The organism is Marinobacter pelagius, from assembly GCF_003315345.1.
Lineage (GTDB): Bacteria > Pseudomonadota > Gammaproteobacteria > Pseudomonadales > Oleiphilaceae > Marinobacter > Marinobacter pelagius_A.
This window is the reverse complement of record NZ_QNRO01000004.1, coordinates 94083-114314: the sequence shown is the minus strand read 5'-3', so window position 1 is coordinate 114314 and position 20232 is coordinate 94083. Positions and strand designations below refer to the sequence as shown.

14 protein-coding genes are annotated in these 20232 nt (G+C 59.2%); 8 read left to right on the top strand and 6 right to left on the bottom strand.

The window, feature by feature from the left end:
- The first annotated feature begins 8 nt into the window (after positions 1-8).
- Positions 9-1808, top strand: a complete 1800-nt coding sequence (oadA, locus tag DET50_RS05540; RefSeq protein ID WP_113861882.1) for a sodium-extruding oxaloacetate decarboxylase subunit alpha — start codon at positions 9-11, stop codon at positions 1806-1808.
- 27 nt (positions 1809-1835) lie between these two features.
- On the opposite strand, the gene DET50_RS05535 is transcribed toward oadA, so the two are convergent.
- The 4 genes from DET50_RS05535 to DET50_RS05520 all read right to left on the bottom strand — a co-directional run bounded on the left by DET50_RS05535 (position 1836) and on the right by DET50_RS05520 (position 4872).
- Positions 1836-3152, bottom strand: a complete 1317-nt coding sequence (locus DET50_RS05535; RefSeq protein WP_147252195.1) for a tetratricopeptide repeat protein — start codon at positions 3150-3152, stop codon at positions 1836-1838.
- 79 nt (positions 3153-3231) lie between these two features.
- Positions 3232-3684 carry a hypothetical protein gene (locus DET50_RS05530; protein WP_147252194.1) on the bottom strand — a complete coding sequence of 151 codons (453 nt, stop codon included), beginning with the start codon at positions 3682-3684 and terminating at the stop codon, positions 3232-3234.
- Positions 3681-4346 (bottom strand): anti-sigma factor family protein, encoded by a 666-nt coding sequence (locus tag DET50_RS05525; protein ID WP_113861879.1) that lies wholly within the window; start codon positions 4344-4346, stop codon positions 3681-3683. Before DET50_RS05525 ends, DET50_RS05530 begins: the two co-directional genes overlap by 4 nt.
- A gap of 10 nt (positions 4347-4356) precedes the next feature.
- Entirely contained in the window at positions 4357-4872 is a 516-nt protein-coding gene (locus DET50_RS05520; protein ID WP_404932717.1) for an RNA polymerase sigma factor, read from the bottom strand.
- A gap of 352 nt (positions 4873-5224) precedes the next feature.
- On the opposite strand from DET50_RS05520, the gene DET50_RS05515 reads away from it, so the two are divergent.
- The 4 genes from DET50_RS05515 (at position 5225) to DET50_RS05500 (ending at position 11981) form a co-directional block, all read left to right on the top strand.
- On the top strand, positions 5225-8197 hold the full coding sequence (locus tag DET50_RS05515; protein ID WP_113861877.1) for a hypothetical protein: 2973 nt from the start codon (positions 5225-5227) through the stop codon (positions 8195-8197).
- 123 nt (positions 8198-8320) lie between these two features.
- A complete protein-coding gene (locus DET50_RS05510) occupies positions 8321-10213 on the top strand; it encodes a DUF1302 domain-containing protein (RefSeq protein WP_113861876.1) in 1893 nt (630 codons plus the stop codon).
- Between the two features lie 29 nt (positions 10214-10242).
- A complete protein-coding gene (locus DET50_RS05505; RefSeq protein WP_113861875.1) occupies positions 10243-11604 on the top strand; it encodes a DUF1329 domain-containing protein in 1362 nt (453 codons plus the stop codon).
- A gap of 53 nt (positions 11605-11657) precedes the next feature.
- A complete protein-coding gene (locus DET50_RS05500; protein ID WP_113861874.1) occupies positions 11658-11981 on the top strand; it encodes a DUF6316 family protein in 324 nt (107 codons plus the stop codon).
- Here DET50_RS05500 and DET50_RS05495 read toward each other — a convergent pair.
- A complete protein-coding gene (locus tag DET50_RS05495) occupies positions 11966-13135 on the bottom strand; it encodes an acyl-CoA dehydrogenase (RefSeq protein WP_113861873.1) in 1170 nt (389 codons plus the stop codon). The two genes, DET50_RS05500 and DET50_RS05495, sit on opposite strands and share 16 nt — an antisense overlap.
- A gap of 171 nt (positions 13136-13306) precedes the next feature.
- Between DET50_RS05495 and DET50_RS05490 the strand changes: the two genes are divergently transcribed.
- A complete protein-coding gene (locus tag DET50_RS05490) occupies positions 13307-14668 on the top strand; it encodes a hypothetical protein (protein ID WP_113861872.1) in 1362 nt (453 codons plus the stop codon).
- Positions 14669-14687: 19 nt separating this feature from the next.
- Here the strand turns inward: DET50_RS05490 and DET50_RS05485 are convergent, their stop codons facing one another.
- Entirely contained in the window at positions 14688-15617 is a 930-nt protein-coding gene (locus DET50_RS05485; protein WP_113861871.1) for a 2-hydroxyacid dehydrogenase, read from the bottom strand.
- Positions 15618-15892: 275 nt separating this feature from the next.
- Here DET50_RS05485 and DET50_RS05480 point away from each other — a divergent pair, with 275 nt between their 5' ends.
- A complete protein-coding gene (locus DET50_RS05480; protein ID WP_113861870.1) occupies positions 15893-16717 on the top strand; it encodes an IclR family transcriptional regulator in 825 nt (274 codons plus the stop codon).
- A gap of 347 nt (positions 16718-17064) precedes the next feature.
- The gene (locus DET50_RS05475; protein WP_113861869.1) at positions 17065-20196 is read left to right on the top strand and encodes a choice-of-anchor O protein; all 3132 of its coding nucleotides are present in this window, start codon (positions 17065-17067) and stop codon (positions 20194-20196) included.
- Positions 20197-20232: the final 36 nt, after the last annotated feature.

The following is a 20232-nucleotide window of genomic DNA, read 5'->3' as shown; positions in this document are numbered from 1 at the left end:
AGATCCAAATGACCAAGCGCAAGATTCATATTACCGACGTTATCCTCAGGGATGCCCACCAGTCCCTGATTGCCACGCGCATGCGCACCGAAGACATGCTCCCGGCCTGTGAGTGGCTGGATCAGGCCGGTTACTGGTCCCTGGAATGCTGGGGTGGTGCTACCTTCGACGCCTGCGTACGTTTCCTGAAGGAAGACCCGTGGGAGCGGCTACGCACCCTGCGCAAGGCTTTGCCCAACACCCGTCTGCAGATGCTGCTGCGTGGTCAGAACCTGCTGGGCTATCGCCATTACGGCGATGACGTGGTGGAGGCCTTTGTCGCCAAGGCGGTGGAAAACGGCATGGACGTATTTCGCATTTTCGATGCCCTGAACGATGTGCGTAACCTGGAGACCAGCATCAAGGCTGTGAAGAAAGCCGGTAAACACGCCCAGGGCACCATCTGCTATACCGTGAGCCCCGTGCACGGCACAGATGCTTACCTTGAGCAGGCCAAAGCCATGGCGGAGATGGGTGCGGACAGCATTGCCATCAAGGACATGGCCGGTCTCCTGACGCCGGCGGTAACCGCCGAACTGGTGGGCAAGCTGAAGCAGACCCTGAATCTGCCCGTTTTCCTGCATTCCCACGCCACCTCGGGCATGGCGCCGATGTGCCAGTGGGCGGCCATGGAAGCCGGCGTTGACCATATCGATACCGCGCTTTCGGCCTTTGCCGGCGGTACCAGCCATCCGCCCACGGAGTCACTGGTGGCGGCGCTGCACGATGCCGGGCTTGAAACCGGGCTGAACCTTGAGCTGTTGGACAAGGCCACCCGCCACTTCCGGGAGGTGCGGAAGAAATATCACCAGTTCGAGAGCGACTACAACGGTGTCGATACCTCCGTGCTGCTGTCCCAGGTGCCCGGTGGCATGATGTCGAACCTCGCCAACCAGCTGAAGGAGCAGGGTGCGCTGGATCGAATCCAGGACGTGTTCGAGGAAATTCCGCGGGTGCGCAAGGACCTGGGTTATCCGCCGCTGGTAACCCCGACTTCCCAGATTGTCGGTACCCAGGCGGTGATCAATGTGCTGGCGGGCAAGCGCTACGAGTCCATCACCAACGAAGTCAAAAAGTACCTGCAGGGGTGGTACGGGAAGGCGCCGGCGGTGGTCGACAAGGCCCTCCAGCAGCGCGCCGTTGGCAACGAGGAGCTGATCGAGGAGCGCCCGGCCAACCTGATTCCACGGGAGCTGGACGAACTGCGCAAACAGGTGGGGGAACTGGCGACCAGCGAAGAAGATGTGCTCACTTACGCCATGTTCCCGGACCAGGCGAAAGCCTACCTGGAGCAGCGTCGCGACGGCACTCTGCAGCCTGAGCCGCTGGAACCCATCCCCACCGGCCAGTCCGCCGGCGGTGTGTCCAGCAAGTTCAAGATCACCGTTCATGGCGAGAGCTACGATATCCACGTAACCGGTGCCAACCCTTCCGGCGAGAACGAACGCCGCTTCTACATGACCGTGGATGGCGTACCCGAGGAAATCCATCTGGCGTCGCTGGGTGAGGATGGCGAGGGCGCCCGCTCCAGCGGCGGCCGCGCTACGGCCACCAAAGAGGGCCATGTCACCACCAGCATGCCCGGCAACATCGTGGATGTCATGGTCAAGGAGGGTGACGAGGTGCGGGCCGGCGACCCAGTGCTGATCATCGAAGCGATGAAGATGGAAACCGAGGTGAAGGCGACCATTGCCGGATCGGTCAAGGGCGTGTTTATCGCCAAGGGCGATCGGGTCGTGCCCGGTGAGGTGCTGGTGGATATCGAGTAGGCCCACTGAGTCTGAGTCCCGAAGGGCTCACAGCAGCACGGTGACCCCCAGGGTGGCCGTGCTGCGCTTGTATTCGTAGCGGGGAATGTTGCTTTCATTCCGGACGCCCCGCCAACCGGCCACCACCGAGAAGGTATCGTTGATCCGGTAGTCAGCATTCACGCCCAATGACAGACGCTGATCCACCCGGTTGATAATCCAGGTACCCTCGGGCACGCTCAGGCGATGGGCGTTCCGGTAAAAATTGTAGCGGTAGCCCAACACGCCGCCGACTTCCAGTGCCGGGATCGGGTAGTAGCTGGTGCTGATTTCCAGGGTTTGGCCCAGGGGCGATACACTGAAGTACTCCCACTCGGTTTCCAGGTTGCGACGGTCGTCGTAATCCAGGTAATACCGCAGTCCGCCGCCCCAGTTGCCGAGCCGTGCCCGGTAACGGGCATCCAGTCGGTAGTGCCGGCCGTCGTAAGCATCGTAACGGGAAGTTGCCGAAACATGCTCCGCGCGGGCCGACACCGAGCATTGGGCGCGCTCCGCAGCGATAGCACACGCGGATGTGCTCAGTCCGGTCGAGATCCTGGCTCTTTCCTCACGGGGCTTGCCGCCGTACCAGAGTTTGTCGCCGCCAACTCCGGCATAAAGCCGATAGTCATCCAGTCGATACTCCCAGTTGGTATCCAGACGCGCCAGGTGGGAGTTGAACTCATCCTCTGAGTCGTATTCCCGGGCATAGGCCTGGCCCTGCAACCTGAAACCGTGTTTTCCCTGTCGGTGGAGGTAGCCGGACACTGCCGCCACCGACTCGAGAAAACTGTCCTCGATTGTGGTGGCGGCCTCATCGGGAAACAGACCGATGTTGTCCTCATAGCCCGCCGACAGGGATGCCAGGGCCTGCCACGGAGGCAGGGGAGTCTGCGCGCCCAGGCGGTCCAGTTGGGCTGCAGCGAGTTGGGTCAGGTTGTCGGCATCACCGGTGTCGACTACCTCCCGAAAGGCCGTTCTGGCGCTGGCTTTATCGTCGCGGGCGAGAGCGATGAGTCCCAGGTTGTAGAACGCCAGGCTCCTCTGGCCGGTTTCGGTCAGTTGTCGGAACATGTGTTCAGCGTTGGGGAAATCTCCGGTTTTGTAGTAGAGGACGCCGAGGTTGTAGATGAGGGCGCGGGACTCCATGCCAAGGCTGGCGGCGGATTCCAGGAGTACTCTGGCCTGATCCAGGTCTCCGGCCTTGAATGCGGCAATACCTGCCCGGAAGCGTTCAGCCGCTTTCGGGCTGGCATCGGCCGCAGAAACCGGAGACAGTATGGTTAGCCAGGTGACAAGCAAAAGGTGTACGGGACGAAGCAGCAAGCACAATACCCTTGAAGCTGGAACAGAAACCGGCGCATCAGGGGTAAGCTTACCTCAGGGAGGAGCAGAAAATCAGGTACTAGTTGCCGCTTGTGTTATCCAGCAGGTCTTCGCTCTTGTCCACAAGGTTGTTGCCGGTGTCCAGCAGGTCGAGGTCCTTATCGCGGAGGTCGCCAATGGGCAGTTCCGGGTCCGTCAGGTCCGTCCCAGGCAGATCGATCACAGGCAGTGTCGGGTCCTCTTCTCCGGGGAGTTCCAGGTCCAGAGCATCCCGGGTCTCTCTCGATTCTGAGGCCAGCGTCTCCTCCAGCTCTCTGGCGTCGCTCTGGATCTCCGAAACATCCAGTTCGTTGACGGAGTCAGGCAACTCCATCTCCTGGACGAAGGAAGAATCCAGGACGTCCTCGTCCTCGACCATTCTCATGGTGACTTCGAAGTCGGTTTCCGCGGCTGCCAATGCTGGCATCCCGGCGAGCCCGAGCGCCATGCACATGGCCGCCACCAGCCGTGGCAAGAATAATGCTGACCTCATGAAGATGGCTCCATTGTCGTGCCAATGTCGGTACGGAAGGTTTTGCGCTTGCGGCCGTCATCCAGATGGGCCACCAGGGTGCCTTCACCCGGGAACAGAATGTTCAGGGGCAGGGCGAGCAGGTTATCCCCCGGCTTCAGGTTCACCTTCCAGCTTACGCGATGACGACCGGGAAAGGGCGCCAGCTCCATATTCGGAGGCAGTTCCAGGGTCAGAGTGACATTGTCCACTGCCTCCGTGGAGGTGAACGCGAGCCGGACGGTCTTCTGATCTCCCGTAGCTGCAACTTCCTGAACGGTGGTCGTGCTGGAGTCCGCTACCGGACTTGCCTGCTGTTGCGGTGCAGAAAACTCGCTACCGATGAAGATCCCGACCACCAGTGCCGCCGCTACGGCACCTCCCCAGGCGGGTATTGCCCAGGAGCGTTTCGCTGATGGCTGTTCGCCTCGCTTCGCTGCCGCCAGCATTCGCGCCTCGAAACCCTGGTCCGGTTCGGGCGCCCGTTCCCGGGCCACCTCCTCCATCATCAGCGCGGCCGAAGACAGGGCTCGTGCACAGGCTCCACAGCGCTCGGCATGCCGGCGCATCTCCAGCTCCACCGGCTCGGAGAGCTCTCCGGCTGCCATCGCGTCCACGTCTTGCAGAAAATGTTTGCAGTTCATCGCATCTACCTCATTTGAGTCCACGGAGTTGCTGCTCAAAAGGTTCCAGTTCTTCCTGCAATTTTGTGCGGAGCAGGGCGCGGGTCCGATGAAGCCGGGATTTGATGGTGCCGATGGGCACGTCGAGTACCTCTGCGATGTCTTCCTGACGCCAGCCGTCGGCGTCGTGTAGTAACAAAAGGGTTCGCTGATCGGGATGAAGCTCTCCCAACAGCCGTTTCAGGGTTTGGCTGCGGATATCCCATTCCACATTCGCCAGCGGGTCTGGCTCGCTACCAACCCGGGTCTCCAGAAACGGTGTCTGCTCGTCATGGAGATCCAGGGCGCTGGTGTTGATCTCCCGTCCCGCAGGTCGTTTACGGATTGTATCGACGAAATGCCGGTAAAGCACCCGGTGCAGCCAGGGTCGAAGGTGGTCCACGGATTCCAGCTCGTCCAGGCGCGGATAGAGTTTGACCACCACGTCCTGGACCAGATCCTCGGCATCGTGCTCACGACCGGTTAACCGGTAGGCAAAGGTGAACATCGTCTTCAGGTGGGGCTGAACCAGACGGTCGAAGCGTTTCGATTTTGATTGGCGAAATGAAAGTAAGGCCAAGCGGGTACCCCTGAAAACACCCGGCACGTGGTTCGTGCTGCGTGAGTTTTATGGTTTTTGTCGCATTTTTAAATGGTACCAGCGCACCTCTGGCTGGGGTATGTCCGTTTGTAAAAAATTGAATATAAATTTTCGGTTTTAATATCAACTGTTTGTAATAATTTTTGGCTGAAATGACAAAAAAGTGCCTCTGGTTTTGGAACCTTTGCAATTAGACCTCCGTTGAGGGCAACTAAAGGCGAGGGACCGTCGAACTACAAAAAAACAGAGGTAACGAAACATGTTGATTCGCACCGTATGCCTTGCTGCGCTGTCGGCTACGACACTGGGTTTGTCCGGTTGTCTCGACGGCAGCAGCCAGACCAGCAAGAACGCCGATCCCGATTACCGCATCACCAGCAACCTGATAGAACGTGGCGTTCACCCGTTATTCGATCCACTGGAAACCGAGTTTCCCATCCCGAGCGATGCCCTGTTCTATCTGAGTGAGGTGGACGACGGCACCATGCTCGATGGCACCGATCCGGCTAACCCGGTAACCACCGGCATCGGCTTCCTGGATGGCAGCTCGGTGCTGGCACCCGTTGATATCAAGATCAGCGCCAGCCTCGATAGCCAGCAGATCCTGGATGCCCGGGACTTTGTTGAGGTGGACGGGGAAGTGGTTCCTAACCCGGATCAGAACGTGTTTTTCTTCGCGGTTGAATACGCCAGTGGCGATACCATCGAAGTCCTGGATACCGAAGTTGCCGGACTGACACCGGCTATCCGCTACCGCCAGGCACTCAGGCTCCGGGAGCAGGGCAACACTGCCGAAGCCGATGCCATCTTCAGCGATCTGCTTCGCGAAAGGTTCCGGGTGGAGTTGCTGGATATCGACGGGGGCCAGAACAACCTGGTGCGGGTCCTGCCCCTGGAGCCGCTGGCAGAAAAGACCCAGTACGTTCTGGCGCTGACCAACGATATCGTTGATGCCGACGGCGAGCCACTGGTTGGTTCACCCACTTTCCAGAGCGTTGCCGATCCGGAGCGCACTCTGTCCAATGCGGCCTTCCAGCCGTTCCGCGATGCCATGCTGCCGGCGCGTCAGCTCGCCGCAGACTACTTTGACTTCAAGCGCGAGGTTGCTGCATCGGCGGGCTTTGCCCAGAGCTTTGAGGACGTTACCTACTCGACCACGATTACCACGACCGCCGTGGATGATGTTCTGCTGGCCAATGCAGCACCGGTCACCTATTACCGCTCTGTTCTGTCGGTCGCCCAACGCCAGCAGGCCCTGAACAGGTTGCTGGACGGTTTTTACAACCTCAGTGACCAGACGCTGGGCGAGGGCGCAACGTCCGATGAGGAAGCGCTTAACAGCCAGATCTACCAGACACTGACGGACACCGGTTTTCGCCTCTACGATGAAGAGCTGGCCACGCTCCTGACCGAGGCCCGGGATAACGGTATGACCGTTCTCTACGCGGACCTGGTTTCCGACCCGCTGTCCGATCGACGCTTAGCCAATACCTTACAGACTGCTGCCGCGGTTGCTACCGACCTGAGCATGGATATCGAATCCGACGCCCAGACGCTGGCTGCCGCTGCGGAAACCATTGTGGATACACCGAAACCCAGAGAGGTGCGTGTGTTCAGCCAGCGTGACGGTGGTGACGTGAATCCGGCGCTGGCCCAGGAAATCCAAGGCACGCCTCTCAATGTCCATGTCTACGAGGGTGAAATCACCCTGCCGTATTTCCAGACTGTGCCGGAGGACGGTAATGGTTCAGTGCTGACCTCCGAAAGCTGGCTGCCAGCTGATTTTTCCGGTAACGACAGCCTCGACGGCGCGCCCTCGGACCGGATCACCTATCGTTTCCCATTCGCGGATAAGAGCGCGGATACAACGGTACCCATCGTGATCACGGCACCGGACACTAACAACGCGACTTTCCTGACGCTGAGTGGTGGTATTCCCGCAAATGGTTACCCGGTCATCATCTACCAGCATGCGGTGACCACGGACCGCTCTGCCACCCTGCCTCTGGCAACGGCAGCCGGCCTGCTGTGTGCAGATCCTGGTAACAGTTACGACTGCTTCGTGACCATCGGCATCGACCAGCCCCTGCACGGCATCTTCGGGGAAGGCTTTGTGGGTCTGAATCCGATCAGCGAGCAGGCGGGAGCTTCTGCCGATGCCACGGAGCGCCACTTCGGATTCGCCGCCGACGCCGACCTCAATCCTGTCCCGGCCAGCCAGCTGGAGGCACCGGAATCCGGCAGCCTGTTCCTGAACTTTGCCAACTACGCGAATACCCGGGACAACATGCGCCAGGGCGCCCTGGACCTGCTTAACGTGAATGCATCGTTGCAGGCAATCGAAGATGCCATTGCCGCCTGCGCCGATTGTCCACAGGACCTCAATATGGATCCGGATCGGGTCTATTTCCTGAGCCATTCCCTCAGTGGCATGGGCGGCGCAGCCTTTCCCCACGTCAATAACGCCGCCATCGAAGCCGGCAACGATAATCTCAATCCGATCCTGGCCGCCAACCTGTTCAATACCGGTGGCAGCTTCGGGCGCCTGGTAGAGAACTCCCAGTCGGTGGCCCCGCGAGTGCTGCCGGGACTGGATGAAGCGTCGGACGGCCTGCTGACCCAGGGCCGTACGGAGCTGAATATCTATTTCAATGTGTTCCAGGGCCTGCTCGATTCGGCGGATCCGGTGGCCTTCGCACCTCTCTATAAGGAAGCACCGATCCTGCTGACCGAGATTGCCGGCGTTCCCGATGACCCTGATCGCCCGACGGACGATACCGTACCCAATGCCGCAGATGCGGTGCTGTATCCGCTGGGACCATTGTCCACCACGCTTCCGGAAACAGGCTTCGTAATCGAGGGCGAAAACATGCCTCTGGCGGGAACTGATCCCCTCGCCGCAGCCATGGGCGCGGAATCCACCCCGCTTCAGACCGACGGTCTGCCGCTGATCACCCGCTACCTGGAAGGCTCTCACGGCAACCCGATTTCCGCGGGTCAGAAAGAGGCCGACCCTTTCTCCTCCCGCGCGGTCTTTGACGAAATGACCGCCCAGATGTTGCAGCTGTTCACCGACGGAACGGTGGCCGTGATCAACCCCTGCGTGGTCCAGGATGCCGATACCAGCGGTACCGATTGCACCGACAGCGGTGGCAACACCGACGCCGGCGATACCCCCAACAATGGTGGTGACGGCGGTGGCGGACTTCTCGACGGAGTGCTCGGCCTGTGACCTGATGCTATCGGCGGGCACCCCTTCGGGTGGTGCCCAAGTGTTCAAATAATATCAATTAAAACATGGCGTTAGCCTCGCCAGACGGGGAGGCTTTGCCTGAAACTTGCGGAGTAACACGCAATGAAAACAATAAAACCGACCTTGCATACACCGCTGCGGCTCGCGTTGGCCATGCAACTTGCCGGTCTTTCCGGGACTGCATTGGCATTCGACTTCAGCATCTACGAAATTGACGCTTCGTTCAGCACGACGCTCACAGCGGGTATGGCCTACCGCCTTGAGGATCAGGACAAGGACCTGATCTCCCAGGGCAACCTGGGGCCGGAATTTGCGTTCAGCAACACCGGTGCCTCATCCAACAACTTTGACGATGGCAACCTCAACTTCGAAAAGGGTGAACCGTATTCCCAGATTCTGCGGGGTCGGTCGGAGCTGTTCCTGGATTACGCACCAGACAGCGATACCCTAACCCGGGTCGGCGCCCTGGTCCGTGGCACTTACTACTACGACTACGAACTGAAGGATAACCCACGGGCGGTGGATCCGGTCGGCCAGCGCCGGGAGCTCAACGAGGAGGCCCTGGACAATGCCGCCGGGGCCGATTTGCTGGACGCTTACGTGTTCACCGACTGGTATTTCGGGGATACCCCGGTGTCCGTCCGTTATGGCCGGCAGGTGGTGAATTGGGGCGAAAGTACGTTCATCCTCGGTGGTATCAATGCGGTCAACCCCATTGACGTGCCCGCATTCCGCGCCCCGGGTGCAGAGTTGAAGGACGTGCTGTTGCCGGTGGAAATGCTGTACAGCTCAGTCGGGATTACGCCGGAGGTCACGCTGGAGGCATTCGTGCAGACGGAGTGGGAGCCGTTCCGCATTGATGATTGCGGCACCTTTTTCTCCAGCGCGGATGTGGCGGCTGACGGCTGTGGCCCGGTATTGCTGGCTGGCCAGGTGCCTGACTCCCAGGCCTTGGAGGAGGGTTTTGTCGCCCCGCGCATCGGTGACAAGGAACCGGGAGACACCGACCAATATGGTATGGCTGCCCGGTGGTACATGACCGATCTGGGCGCCGAACTGGGCTTCTTCTATACCCGTTATAACAGCCGGCTGCCCTACATCAGCGGTGTGGTGAATAACCCCGCCGATGCCGATGAAACCCAGATGCGGGACCCCACCCTTCCGGATGCGCGCTTCCCCAGCTACTTCATTGAGTACCCGCAGGACATCGAGCTTTTCGGTGTAAGCGTCAACACCACGCTTCCCACCGGGACTTCTCTTGGGGCGGAATACAGCTACCGTCCCAACATGCCGATCCAGTGGAATACCTTTGAGTTGATCTACGGGGGCCTTCAGCAGCGCGGCCCGGACGGCCAGGTCATAAGCAAGCTTGAGCAGCGGGAAATCGAGAAAGGCTACAACTACGCTGGTAAGGCCGTGGAGGGATACGACCGGTTCGGCGTGTCCCAGGCCCAGGCGACTTTCATCCACTTCATTGACCGGGTGATGGGTGCGGCCCGCTTTATCATCGTTGGCGAAGTCGGCGCCACTTATGTCCACGACCTTCCGGACAAGTCCGAGGCCCGTTATGGCCGCTCCGGTATCTGGGGTGTTGGTCCGGTACCTCTGGATGGTGAGAGCTTCACGGGTGATTTCTGCAGCCAGGGCACCGATGACGTTCCACGCCTGAACATCAACCCCACCAACTGCGGCGGCGACGGCTTTACCACCAGTTTTTCCTGGGGTTATCGGACCCTGTTTGTCTGGGATTACCCGAGCGCCTTTGCCGGGGTCAACCTGCGTCCGAAGCTGTTCCTGACCCACGACGTGAAGGGTTATGCGCCGGATCCGGGCGGCAACTTCAAGGAAGGCAACAAGTCCGTGGGCCTGGGCCTCGATGCCACCTATCAGAATTCCTACAAGGCATCCCTGAGTTACACCACCTACTTCGGCGGCGATTACAACGAGACCAATGACCGGGATTTCGTTGCCGCTTCCGTTTCCTACTCATTCTGAAACAACACGTGACTTTAAAGGTGAACAACATGAAGACCACAAGAACCCTGATCTACGGAGCTGTAACCGCAGCGATGATGGCCTCCGCCAACGCGGGGGCCGCAGTGGGGGCTGAAGAGGCTTCCAAACTGGGTGACACCCTGACCCCGATCGGCGCCGAGAAAGCCGGCAATGGCGACGAGATCCCGGCCTGGACCGGCGGGCTGACCGAAGCGCCGGCCGGATACAAGGGCGATGGACGCTACGTTGACCCCTTCCCGGGCGATCAGGAGCTGTTCCGGATTGACCAGAGCAACGTGGACCAGTACAGCGACAACCTGACCCCCGGCCAGGTCGCCATGATCAGGAAGTACGACGACTACTTCATGCCGGTATACGAAACCCGGCGGACAGCGACCTATCCGGAGTTTATCCAGGCAAAGAGCAAGAAAAACGCCACCTCGGTGGAGTTGGTGGAAAGCGGCAATGGCCTTCAGAACTACCAGACCGCCATTCCGTTCCCCATTCCACAGAATGGACTGGAGGCGATCTTCAATCACATCACCCGTTATCGGGGCGGCTCCTTCACCCGCAACGTGGCCCAGGTGACGCCCCAGCCCAATGGTGATTTCAGCCCGGTGAAGTTCACCGAATCCTTCACCGAACGGGTAGCGCTGCAGGACTATGACCCGGCGGAAGATCCCAACGTGATGTTCTACTTCAAGCAGACCATCACCGCGCCTTCACGCCTGGCCGGTAACGTGCTGCTGGTGCACGAGACCATCAACCAGGTCAAGGAGCCACGCCGGGCCTGGCTGTACAACTCCGGGCAGCGCCGCGTGCGCCGGGCGCCCAATGTGGCCTATGACGGGCCGGGCACTGCTGCCGATGGTCAGCGTACCTCGGATAACCTGGATCTCTATAACGGCGCACCGGACAAGTACAACTGGGAGCTGGTAGGCAAGAAGGAGCTGTATATCCCGTACAACTCCTACCGGATCGCCAGTGCCGATCTGAGCTACACCGATATCATCAAGCCAGGCCATGTGGACCAGAGCCTGGCCCGCTATGAACTGCACCGGGTCTGGCATGTCCGCGCCACCCTCAAGGACGGCGAGCGTCATATCTATCAGGTCCGGGATTTCTACATCGACGAGGATACCTGGCAGATTGCCGTGGTCGATCACTACGACGGCAAGGGCAATCTCTGGCGGGTGGCCGAAGCCCATGCCATGCAGATCTACGACGCGAAGATCCCGGCCTATGCCTTCGAAACCCTGTACGACCTGCTCTCTGGCCGGTACCTCGTGATGGGTCTGACGAACGAGGAAGACAATCCCTACGAGTACGGCACCGAACGCAGTTCCCGGGAATACACGCCAGCTGCGCTCCGGCGCGCGGGTGTCCGTTAAATGGTGGCGATGGGATGAGACCCACCTCTCCGGCCAGACGCCGGGGAGGTCTTATGGAGGCTTTTCAGGTGATTGATATTCTGACCCGGATAGGATTGCTCGAGATCGATAACCGCCTCGTGTACCGCCGTGGCAAATGGTACGTCCGGACCCGGGAGATCCCCGAGCGCGGACCCTATGATACCCGCCTCGAGGCTGTAGAAGGTCTGTATCGCCATGTGGCGATCTGTAGCGGCAGGCTGAGTCATTGCAACCATGCCGAAGCCGCCGCGTTCATGGCGCACTCCGTCCAGAAGTGCTGCCAGCCGGCCTGCGATCTGTGCGCCGACCTGCTGGCAGTATTGCCGGTGGAGACCGCGATTCAGCTGAACGCCTGAATCCCGGTCTGGCCCCGGCCAAGAATCAGGGCATGCACATCGTGGGTGCCCTCGTAGGTATTCACCGCCTCCAGGTTCATGACGTGGCGGATCACGTGGTACTCGTCGGCAATGCCGTTGCCGCCATGCATGTCCCGGGCAACCCGGGCGATGTCCAGGGCCTTGCCGCAGTTGTTGCGCTTGAGCAGTGACACCGCGTCCGGAGTGGCAATGCCGGCGTCCATCATGCGACCGAGCTGAAGTACGGATTGCAGGCCGATGGTGATCTCGGTCTGCATATCCACCAGCTTTTTCTGGATCAGCTGGTTGGCGGCCAGGGGCTTGCCGAACTGCTTGCGCTCGAGGGTGTAGTTGCGGGCGGCGTGCCAGCAGAATTCCGCCGCGCCCAGGGCACCCCAGCTGATGCCGAACCGGGCCTTGTTCAGGCAGCTCAGCGGGCCTTTCAGGCCTTCCACGTCCAGACGGTTTTCCTCGGGCACGAACACCTCATCCATGAAGATGGAGCCGGTATCGGAAGCCCTCAGGGAGAACTTGCCCTGGATCTTCGGGGTGTCCAGTCCCTTGGCACCTTCCCGTTCGATGACAAAGCCGTTCACCTTGCCGTCCAGCTTGGCCCAGACCACGCAGATGTCGGCAATGGGTGAGTTGGTGATCCAGGTCTTGGAACCACTCAGCAGATAACCGCCGTCGACCTTTTTCGCACGGGTTTCCATGCCGCCGGGATCGGAACCATGGTTGGGTTCGGTCAGGCCGAAGCAGCCCACGTATTCCCCGGAAGCCAGCTTTGGCAGGATACGCTGCTTCAGTGCTTCCTTGCCGTAGGAGAAGATCGGGTACATGACCAGGGAAGACTGCACACTCAGAGCTGAACGGTAGGCGGAATCCACTCGCTCCACTTCCCGGGCGATCAGGCCGTAGCAGACATGGTTCAGACCCGGGCCGCCGTACTCTTCCGGCAGGGTAGCGCCGAGCATGCCCAGTTCACCCATCTGGTTAAAGATGTTGCGATCGAATTTCTCGTGCCGGTTGGCTTCGATGATGCCCGGCATCAGCTGCTGGTCACAGAAGCTGCGGATACTGTCGCGGACCTGACGCTCGGTCTCGTCCAGTTGTGCGTCGAAATTCAGCAGGTCATTCCAGGGTGCGGAAGCCATTCGTATTCTCCTGCAGGCAATGAGCGGGAAGCCCGGTCATGAGATTTCCCGGCGTTGTGTGTTAATATAGTTTCGTTTAGCGAAACACAGTTTTGTAAATGAATGGCAAAAGACTAATCCGGGTATTATGGAAATGCAAGCAGTGATCAAGCGTCGCTGGTCGGGGCGACTATGAACACGATTCTGCAATGGCTGGTATCGCTGGCGGCGCTGACCGAACTGGTCGCCATCTGCCTCGGCAACCGCGAGTTGAGCGCGTTTGCCGGCAGTATCTTTGTGGCTGCCTTCCTGATCGGTGCCGGGCGCCTGCAGGGTTATGCCCGTATGTTACTGTTGCTCTCCCTTGCGGTGCTCGGTGGCCTCGCCAGCTATGGCGCGCTGGGGACGGATCAGCTGATGAAAGCGGCCTCGGATGCGGCGTTCTATTCGGCGTTCCTCGGCAGCCTGGGCATGATGCAGTGCCTGGTGCGCCGATTCGAAGTGCTGCGCCGGATCCACGATGTGCTGCTCGGCGGCCGGCCAGGCTGGCTCTATCCGAAATACGCCCTGGTCAGCTGCGGCATCGCCTCGGTGCTGAGTTTCGGCATGATGAGCCTGCTCTGTGGCACGCTCTCGGAGACCCTGCGTGAGCGCGGCATCACCGGTGAATCACGTTTGCAGTGGTTGCGCAGTGTGTTGATCAGCGCCCTCCGGGGCTTTGCCCTGGTGCCTTTGGTCGCGCCGACCAGTGTGGCGGTGGCCATCCTTACCCGCGAGTTGCCCCAGCTGAGCTGGTCACTGTTATTGCCATTCGGAGTGATTGCCGCGCTGGTACTGGTGGCCGTTGGCTGGGTGCTGGAGCAGCGCCGGTTCCGCAGGGTCAGCAGTGAACGAATGGCCCTCGAGGGTTGGCCGGCGGGCACAGGGCGTTTGCTGGTGCTCATTCTGGTGGTCTTTGCGGTGATGGCGGCCCTGGTGGCGAGTACCGGCCTCAAGGTATCGGTGGCAGCCATGCTGACAGTACCTTCCGTGACCGTGCTTTACATGCTCGCGCAGGATTGGAAGTTGTTACCGGTTTTGCAGGAGGGTGCGGAGCAGGTGTGGACCATGAACAACGAAATGGCCATTTTTGCGGCCTCGGCCATTCTCGGGGTGGCCCTGTCAGCCGTGATTCCCGCCGATGCGCTTGCCGGCCTGCTCCAGAGCGGTAGCGGTGTTTTCCTGCTGGCGGTGCTGGGTATGCTGATGATGCCCATGTTCTCCATGATCGGGGTCATTCCGATCACAGTGCTGAGTGTTCAGGCCGGATTGCTGCCGGAGCTGGTGGCTGGCGGGATGAATCCGTTGCCGGTGGCCGTGGCCCTGGTGATCGGCTTTTCCCTGGCCATGATGCTCTCGCCCTTTGGTCCCTCGGTGATGCTGCTTTCCCGGTTTGGCCAGGTATCCCGGTGGGTTGTGGCGTTTCGCTGGAATGGGCGGTTCGTGTTGATCGCCATCCCCCTGCTGCTGGTGCTGACGGCTCTGGTGGCCTGGCTGGCACCGACCGTGTCATGATCGGTGCCGGCCGTTCAGATCAGTAACCGCGGCTGGTATCGACGATCCCGGTAATGGGCAGGCCCCGGGCATGATCCCGAATCTTGCCGGTAATCTGTTCCAGGGTGGCATCCCGCAATGTTCTGGCGGAGATGTGCGGGGTGATGGTGATTTCAGGGCGCTGCCAGAACGGATGCCCCTCGGGCAGCGGCTCCTTGCGGAACACATCCAGGGAGGCCCGGACCAGCTTGCCCTCGTCCAGGACTTTCAGCAGGTCGTCCTCGACCAGGTGTTCGCCCCGGCCAACGTTGATCAGCACCGCGCCAGGCTGCAACTGGCTCAGCAGTTCATAGTCGATGATGTCCCGGGTTTCATCGGTCAGGGGCAGGGTGTTGACCAGAACCCGGGTGGATTTCAGGAATTCACCGAGCTGGTCCGCACCGGCATAGGTGCTGACATCGTTGAGGTCGTGCTCACTCCGGGCCCAGCCATTCACCCGGTAGTCCAGATCCGCCAGGGTACGCGCCACCCGCTTGCCGATATGCCCGAGCCCCATGACACCCACGGGCCACTCGCTGCGCTTGATCGGGCGATGAATCTTCCAGATGCCCTGGCGCTGCTGCTCCCGATAGGTTTCCATCCCACGGCTGGCTTCCAGTAACTGGTGCAGCACGTACTCGGCCATCTGCACCGACATGCCGGCGTCTTCCAGGCGCACCACAGTCAGGTCTGTGGGAAGGTTGGGCACTTTCAGCAACCCGTCGATACCGGCACCGAGGTTGAACACTGCCTTGAGCTTCTTCTCCCGCTCGAACAGTCTCGCCGGCGGCTGCCAGACGATGGCATAGTCGGCATCGACAGCCGGGCCCTCGGGGTCCCAGACGTGAACCTCCGCCTCCGGCAGCAGCTCCTTGATGGGAACTGTCCAGCGTTCCGGCTTGGGGTCACCTGCGACAAATAGAACCTTCATTTCGCCTCCGGGGTCGTAACTGGCAATTTACACTGCTAACTTGTTTTGCAATGCAGAATAAGATATCGAGCAAAACGCGTAAAGGCGGTATCTGGTATCGCCCTGCGAGTTTTGTTTTGAAACATTACCTGAGAGTGTTTCATATTTGGCACGGGTTTTGAAAAGACTTTCTGGTACTTGATTTGCTCAGCGATTAAAATGGCGCATGTTTAGTCATTCATCAGATTGATACCCCGGACACCGGAGCAGGCGACGCGGTTGGAGGACGCCCCACTATGGCAAGAACAAAACAAAATTCACCGGAATTGAGAGTTGCATCCGGTGATGGCGAGCCGGTCAAGCCGGAAAAGGACCGCAAGTTTGTCGAGGCCCTGTCCCGCGGCCTGGATGTGCTCCGTGCGTTCAGCCAGGGGTCGGTTATCCTCGGCAACCAGGATATTGCCCGCATCACCGGCCTGCCCAAGCCGACAGTGTCCCGGATGACCTACACCCTCACCAAGCTCGGTTACCTGAGCTACAACACCCAGCTGGAAAAGTACCAGCTCAGCTCCGGGGTACTGGCTCTGGGTTATGCCTACGTGTCCAACCTCAAGGTGCGTCAACTGGCCAAGCCGTACATGGACGAGTTTGCCCGCCAGACCAACATGTCCGTTGGCCTGACCTGCCGGGACCGCCTGCATATGATCTACGTGGAAAACCGGTTGCCGCCGGAGGCTTCGCTTCTGCGCATGGAGATCGGCCTGAAACTGCCCATGGCCACCACCTCCGCCGGTCGTGCTTACTACTGCGCCATCAGCGACAAGGCCCGCACCATGATCGACGAGGCCATGGCCGACAAGTACGGCGATGCCTGGCCGGAAAAGAAAGAAGGTCTGGAACAGGCCATGAAGGACTACAAGGAGCATGGCTTCTGCCTGTCCCTCGGTGAGTGGGACCGAAACATCAACTCCGCGGGCGTGCCGATTCATCTGCAGGATGGCACTATCATGGCGCTGACTTGCGCCGCGCCATCCTACCTGGTGCCTGGTGAGAAGCTTCGTGGTTCCATTGCCCATCAGCTGGCGATGCTGGCGGGTGATATTGAGTCGCTGGGCGTTTGAGTATCCAGTTCTCAGGGTCCGCTCTTTGAGTGGGCTCTGCTCCCCCTCCCTGCCAGCGTGTTTTCAGTCATTGAATTGGCGCGCGCTCTGAAACGAATCTCCTCCACTTTTATACCTGCTTGTAAAGTCTGTCGCGGGCTTTAATTTCAAACCTTCTCATTAAGTTCAAAGCGTCGATAATCAGACGATTTTAAGCTCAAAATTGTATAAAAAATAATCGAAATAAGCTTATTGCTTTTGGTGTCTCAGTACTATTCTAAACCGTGTTTCGAGAACGAAACATCGGTTTCCTGCAGTTCAAGGAATAGGGCATTACAAGAACGTCCCTTCTGGACAAGGAGTTAGGAATGGTTTTTAAAATCAAAAGGATGGCGCTCTCTGTGGCGCTGGTGGCCAGTCCTTGGGTGGCACTGCCGGCGCTGGCCGAAGTCGGCGAGCAATTATCCAAAAGCATGTCCCAGAACATCAATCTCGATGCTGAGCTTCTTAATGGGATTCCGCCAGAAGCTGAGCACGCATTCATCAAGTATTTGCGTACTTACGTACCAGCGCAGACTTCATCAGGCGAGGCTACCACTGTTTCGTACAATGCCATTGACGGCACTACCCTCAAGACTCGTGATGTCGCCAAACCTCTGGTTGGGGTTTTCCTGTATGGACCGGTGGAAGGTGCAGAGCCGGTTGGCGACGAAAATGCCGGAGGATTTACGGGTAAAGGCAAGCGTGATGCATACGCAGCTGTCAGTTTTGATGACGGAAACACCTGGAAAACGACAAATCTGTCGGAATCTGCGGACAAAATCGTGGATCTCGCAGGAGGATATCCGGGCGATGTAACCAACATCGTTCACGCCGTAGCAGGAAATAAGATCGCAGTAGCCTGGCAAAGCCGTTATTGCGAGACGGGATCGCCAGCCTACGCGGTTGATGGGGATGGTGAATATACTCGCGACATCCCTACCGTGGCCACGGATCTTGGCGTCGATCTGTTAACGGACCTCTACCTGACAGACGTGTTTGGTGTCGCGGGCTCACAGGGAACGGTTGATTACTCAGATGATTATCCCTCAGTTGGTGAGGTGCCCTACCACTGCCTTTGGACCGCTCGTGGGGTCATGCTTGAGCAGGACGACCCCCGTACCGCAGATGTAGAGGAAGCCAGTCACATTGTCTGGTACAAGCCAGAGCGACTCACTTCCGGGCGTCGCGATGTAAACCGTGCTGAAATCGCGATGGTCGAGGGCGCCGGTGTCGCCATCACCTGGCAGGAGGATCCCGCAGGACTGCAGCCGGGACAGGGTGAGGGACCCGGTGAGGGGTGGAGTGGAGCCATCGGCTCCAATCAGACGGATATCTGGTATTCGTTCCTGCCGTACGAGCATTTCGATACGGTGATTACGGCAGACGGTGGGAACTCAACTCTGGAAGAGTATTGGGTAGCAGATGCAGCGAAGCCCAAGCCCTATGTCCCGTTCGCCGTTCCGATGCGGCTTACCAACAATGCCCGGTGCAATGCGGACGTTGAAGATGACTTGTACTGCACACTTGGGCCGGTGTTTGCACTGAAAGATCAATGTGTTGATACGGTTTCCATCCCGACGGGGCAGAATAATCAAAGTACCGACATCTGTGTCAGTGAAGACGGTATTCCGAACGTTGCCAACACAGCGGCGACCCGCGCTCGTATGTCGTTGCAGGCTCGCAAGGATGCGCAAGGCAATACCATTGGAGCCTGGGTGGTCGTGGTTGCTGAGGAGAGCAAGGGGCTCGGGCGCTTTGGTTACCAGGTCGATAATCCGACCGTCCGTTGTGAGGATGTCGACAATGACGAGAATTGCGTCGTGGCGGACCTGGGCAAGAACGTTTGGTACTTTTCCTTCGACATGGGTAAGCCGAACACCAGCGCGGACACCTCCGAGACCAGCCTGGTCAGGAACCTCGTCAGCCAGGGTAACCTACTGAACCAGCCCGAGGTTGACTGGCGTACCGGTCTGACCTATCCGCCCATGGATACTGCGGATATGTGGAACTTTGTTGGAAGCGGTGGCGACTACAACTTTGAAATCTATCGCACTGAGATTGCCCGGCGCGGAAGCTTGTTGGTTCAGCCGCTTGAGACCGCCGTTGAGAGTGGAACCCAGCTCACGGCCATGCCAATGTTCAAGCAGGGATTGCTGCAGCAGGGGGGGCCGGCAGACATTATGGCCCGGCGCATTGTTAATGCCGGTGCCTCTGAGAATCCGTACGACTTCTCGAACATGGTGTGTGGATTCCGTTTGTTCAATGACGGATCGAACCCCTATTATCCGAAAGGGATCTGTATGGATCCGGCCGTCAACGTGTCGGGCGTGACTCCGACCGCTTGTGCATCCGGCGGTGGGGGTGACAATGACACCAGTGATGGGGTCTGTCCGACCGTTGGAGAAGATGGTATTGCGACGGATGATCCTGAAGACCAGGTTGGCTTCGACAAAGTGGCTACCTGGATTCAGTGTCCCGGTTCTCCCGACTGCACAGAAGACCTCCTGGGAAGCAATCTGGATGACCAGTCCTGGTACAACCCGCTGGACGTTGCCAAGGGCCATCGTGGCTACCTGTGGGGTGATCTGGCGGTGGTGATGTACGCCTGGTCACCGAACTGGAAGCGTAATGCCGTCGGTTCTGATCGTTACGACCTGTACATTCGTCGCTCATTCGATGGCGGTCGTACCTGGACCACTACGCCAGCAGACTGGGGTGGCGCCGGTACCCGCACTTGCGAGTTCATGCGTGACGGAGAAGATGCTGCCGGTGATTCCCAGGTCTGCACAGATTACATGGCTGGCGCGCCGGAGCAGGCTCGGAACGTTTCCCAGCTGCAAAGCGCGGATGGCACGTCTACCTACCGGTTTACGATCCTTGATCCCCGCTATGCGCCGGATCCTCCCACCATGCCGTCTATCGAGTCAGAACTTGAAGGTGCTACCGATCCGGACTCGGATGTATTCAATCCTTCCAGGTTCTTTGTCGTCTACGAGACCGGTGACAACACAACGGTTGAAGAAGGTGAGGCGGAAGCCCTGGATCTGTTCTATGGCCGAGGTATCAACTTCGGAGACCATTATCAGGTCGCAAGCAGTGAAGATGTGCTTATCAGTGGTTGTACTGCAACCTTCTGTAACGAGTTCGACCGGTTGACCACTGGAACCAATGTGTCTGCAGAGGAATCCAGTCTGGTGATGACGCCCGCAGGTGATACGCTTTATGCGAGCTGGGCACAGTTCAATACCGCTGATCCACTGCCGGAAGGTGAGCCTGCCTCCGACGCTCGCTATGCGAGGGTTTGGTACACCGATGCAAATGACTTTGCCATAACAGTGCCGGATGCACCATCCGAGAATGAGCCAGTGATCGGGGACAATGGTCCCGGTAGAGGCCCGGGGTTCGGATGTTCTGTGGCCAGAGGCAAGGGTGGTGTGGTGCCCCCCGGCTGCCAATAGTTGTTCAGAGTTGCGTTGCCATCTAACACACTGTCG

What these genes read in the sequence shown, in the direction of transcription:
- DET50_RS05490 (WP_113861872.1), top strand. Translation starts at nt 13,307, where the DNA reads ATGAACACGATTCTGCAATGGCTGGTATCGCTGGCGGCGCTGACCGAA.
- DET50_RS05515 (WP_113861877.1), top strand. Translation starts at nt 5,225, where the DNA reads ATGTTGATTCGCACCGTATGCCTTGCTGCGCTGTCGGCTACGACACTG.
- DET50_RS05525 (WP_113861879.1), bottom strand. Translation starts at nt 4,346, where the DNA reads ATGAACTGCAAACATTTTCTGCAAGACGTGGACGCGATGGCAGCCGGA.
- DET50_RS05475 (WP_113861869.1), top strand. Translation starts at nt 17,065, where the DNA reads ATGGTTTTTAAAATCAAAAGGATGGCGCTCTCTGTGGCGCTGGTGGCC.
- DET50_RS05485 (WP_113861871.1), bottom strand. Translation starts at nt 15,617, where the DNA reads ATGAAGGTTCTATTTGTCGCAGGTGACCCCAAGCCGGAACGCTGGACA.
- DET50_RS05495 (WP_113861873.1), bottom strand. Translation starts at nt 13,135, where the DNA reads ATGGCTTCCGCACCCTGGAATGACCTGCTGAATTTCGACGCACAACTG.
- DET50_RS05520 (WP_404932717.1), bottom strand. Translation starts at nt 4,872, where the DNA reads ATGTTCACCTTTGCCTACCGGTTAACCGGTCGTGAGCACGATGCCGAG.
- DET50_RS05505 (WP_113861875.1), top strand. Translation starts at nt 10,243, where the DNA reads ATGAAGACCACAAGAACCCTGATCTACGGAGCTGTAACCGCAGCGATG.
- oadA (WP_113861882.1), top strand. Translation starts at nt 9, where the DNA reads ATGACCAAGCGCAAGATTCATATTACCGACGTTATCCTCAGGGATGCC.
- DET50_RS05480 (WP_113861870.1), top strand. Translation starts at nt 15,893, where the DNA reads ATGGCAAGAACAAAACAAAATTCACCGGAATTGAGAGTTGCATCCGGT.
- DET50_RS05500 (WP_113861874.1), top strand. Translation starts at nt 11,658, where the DNA reads ATGGAGGCTTTTCAGGTGATTGATATTCTGACCCGGATAGGATTGCTC.
- DET50_RS05510 (WP_113861876.1), top strand. Translation starts at nt 8,321, where the DNA reads ATGAAAACAATAAAACCGACCTTGCATACACCGCTGCGGCTCGCGTTG.
- DET50_RS05530 (WP_147252194.1), bottom strand. Translation starts at nt 3,684, where the DNA reads ATGAGGTCAGCATTATTCTTGCCACGGCTGGTGGCGGCCATGTGCATG.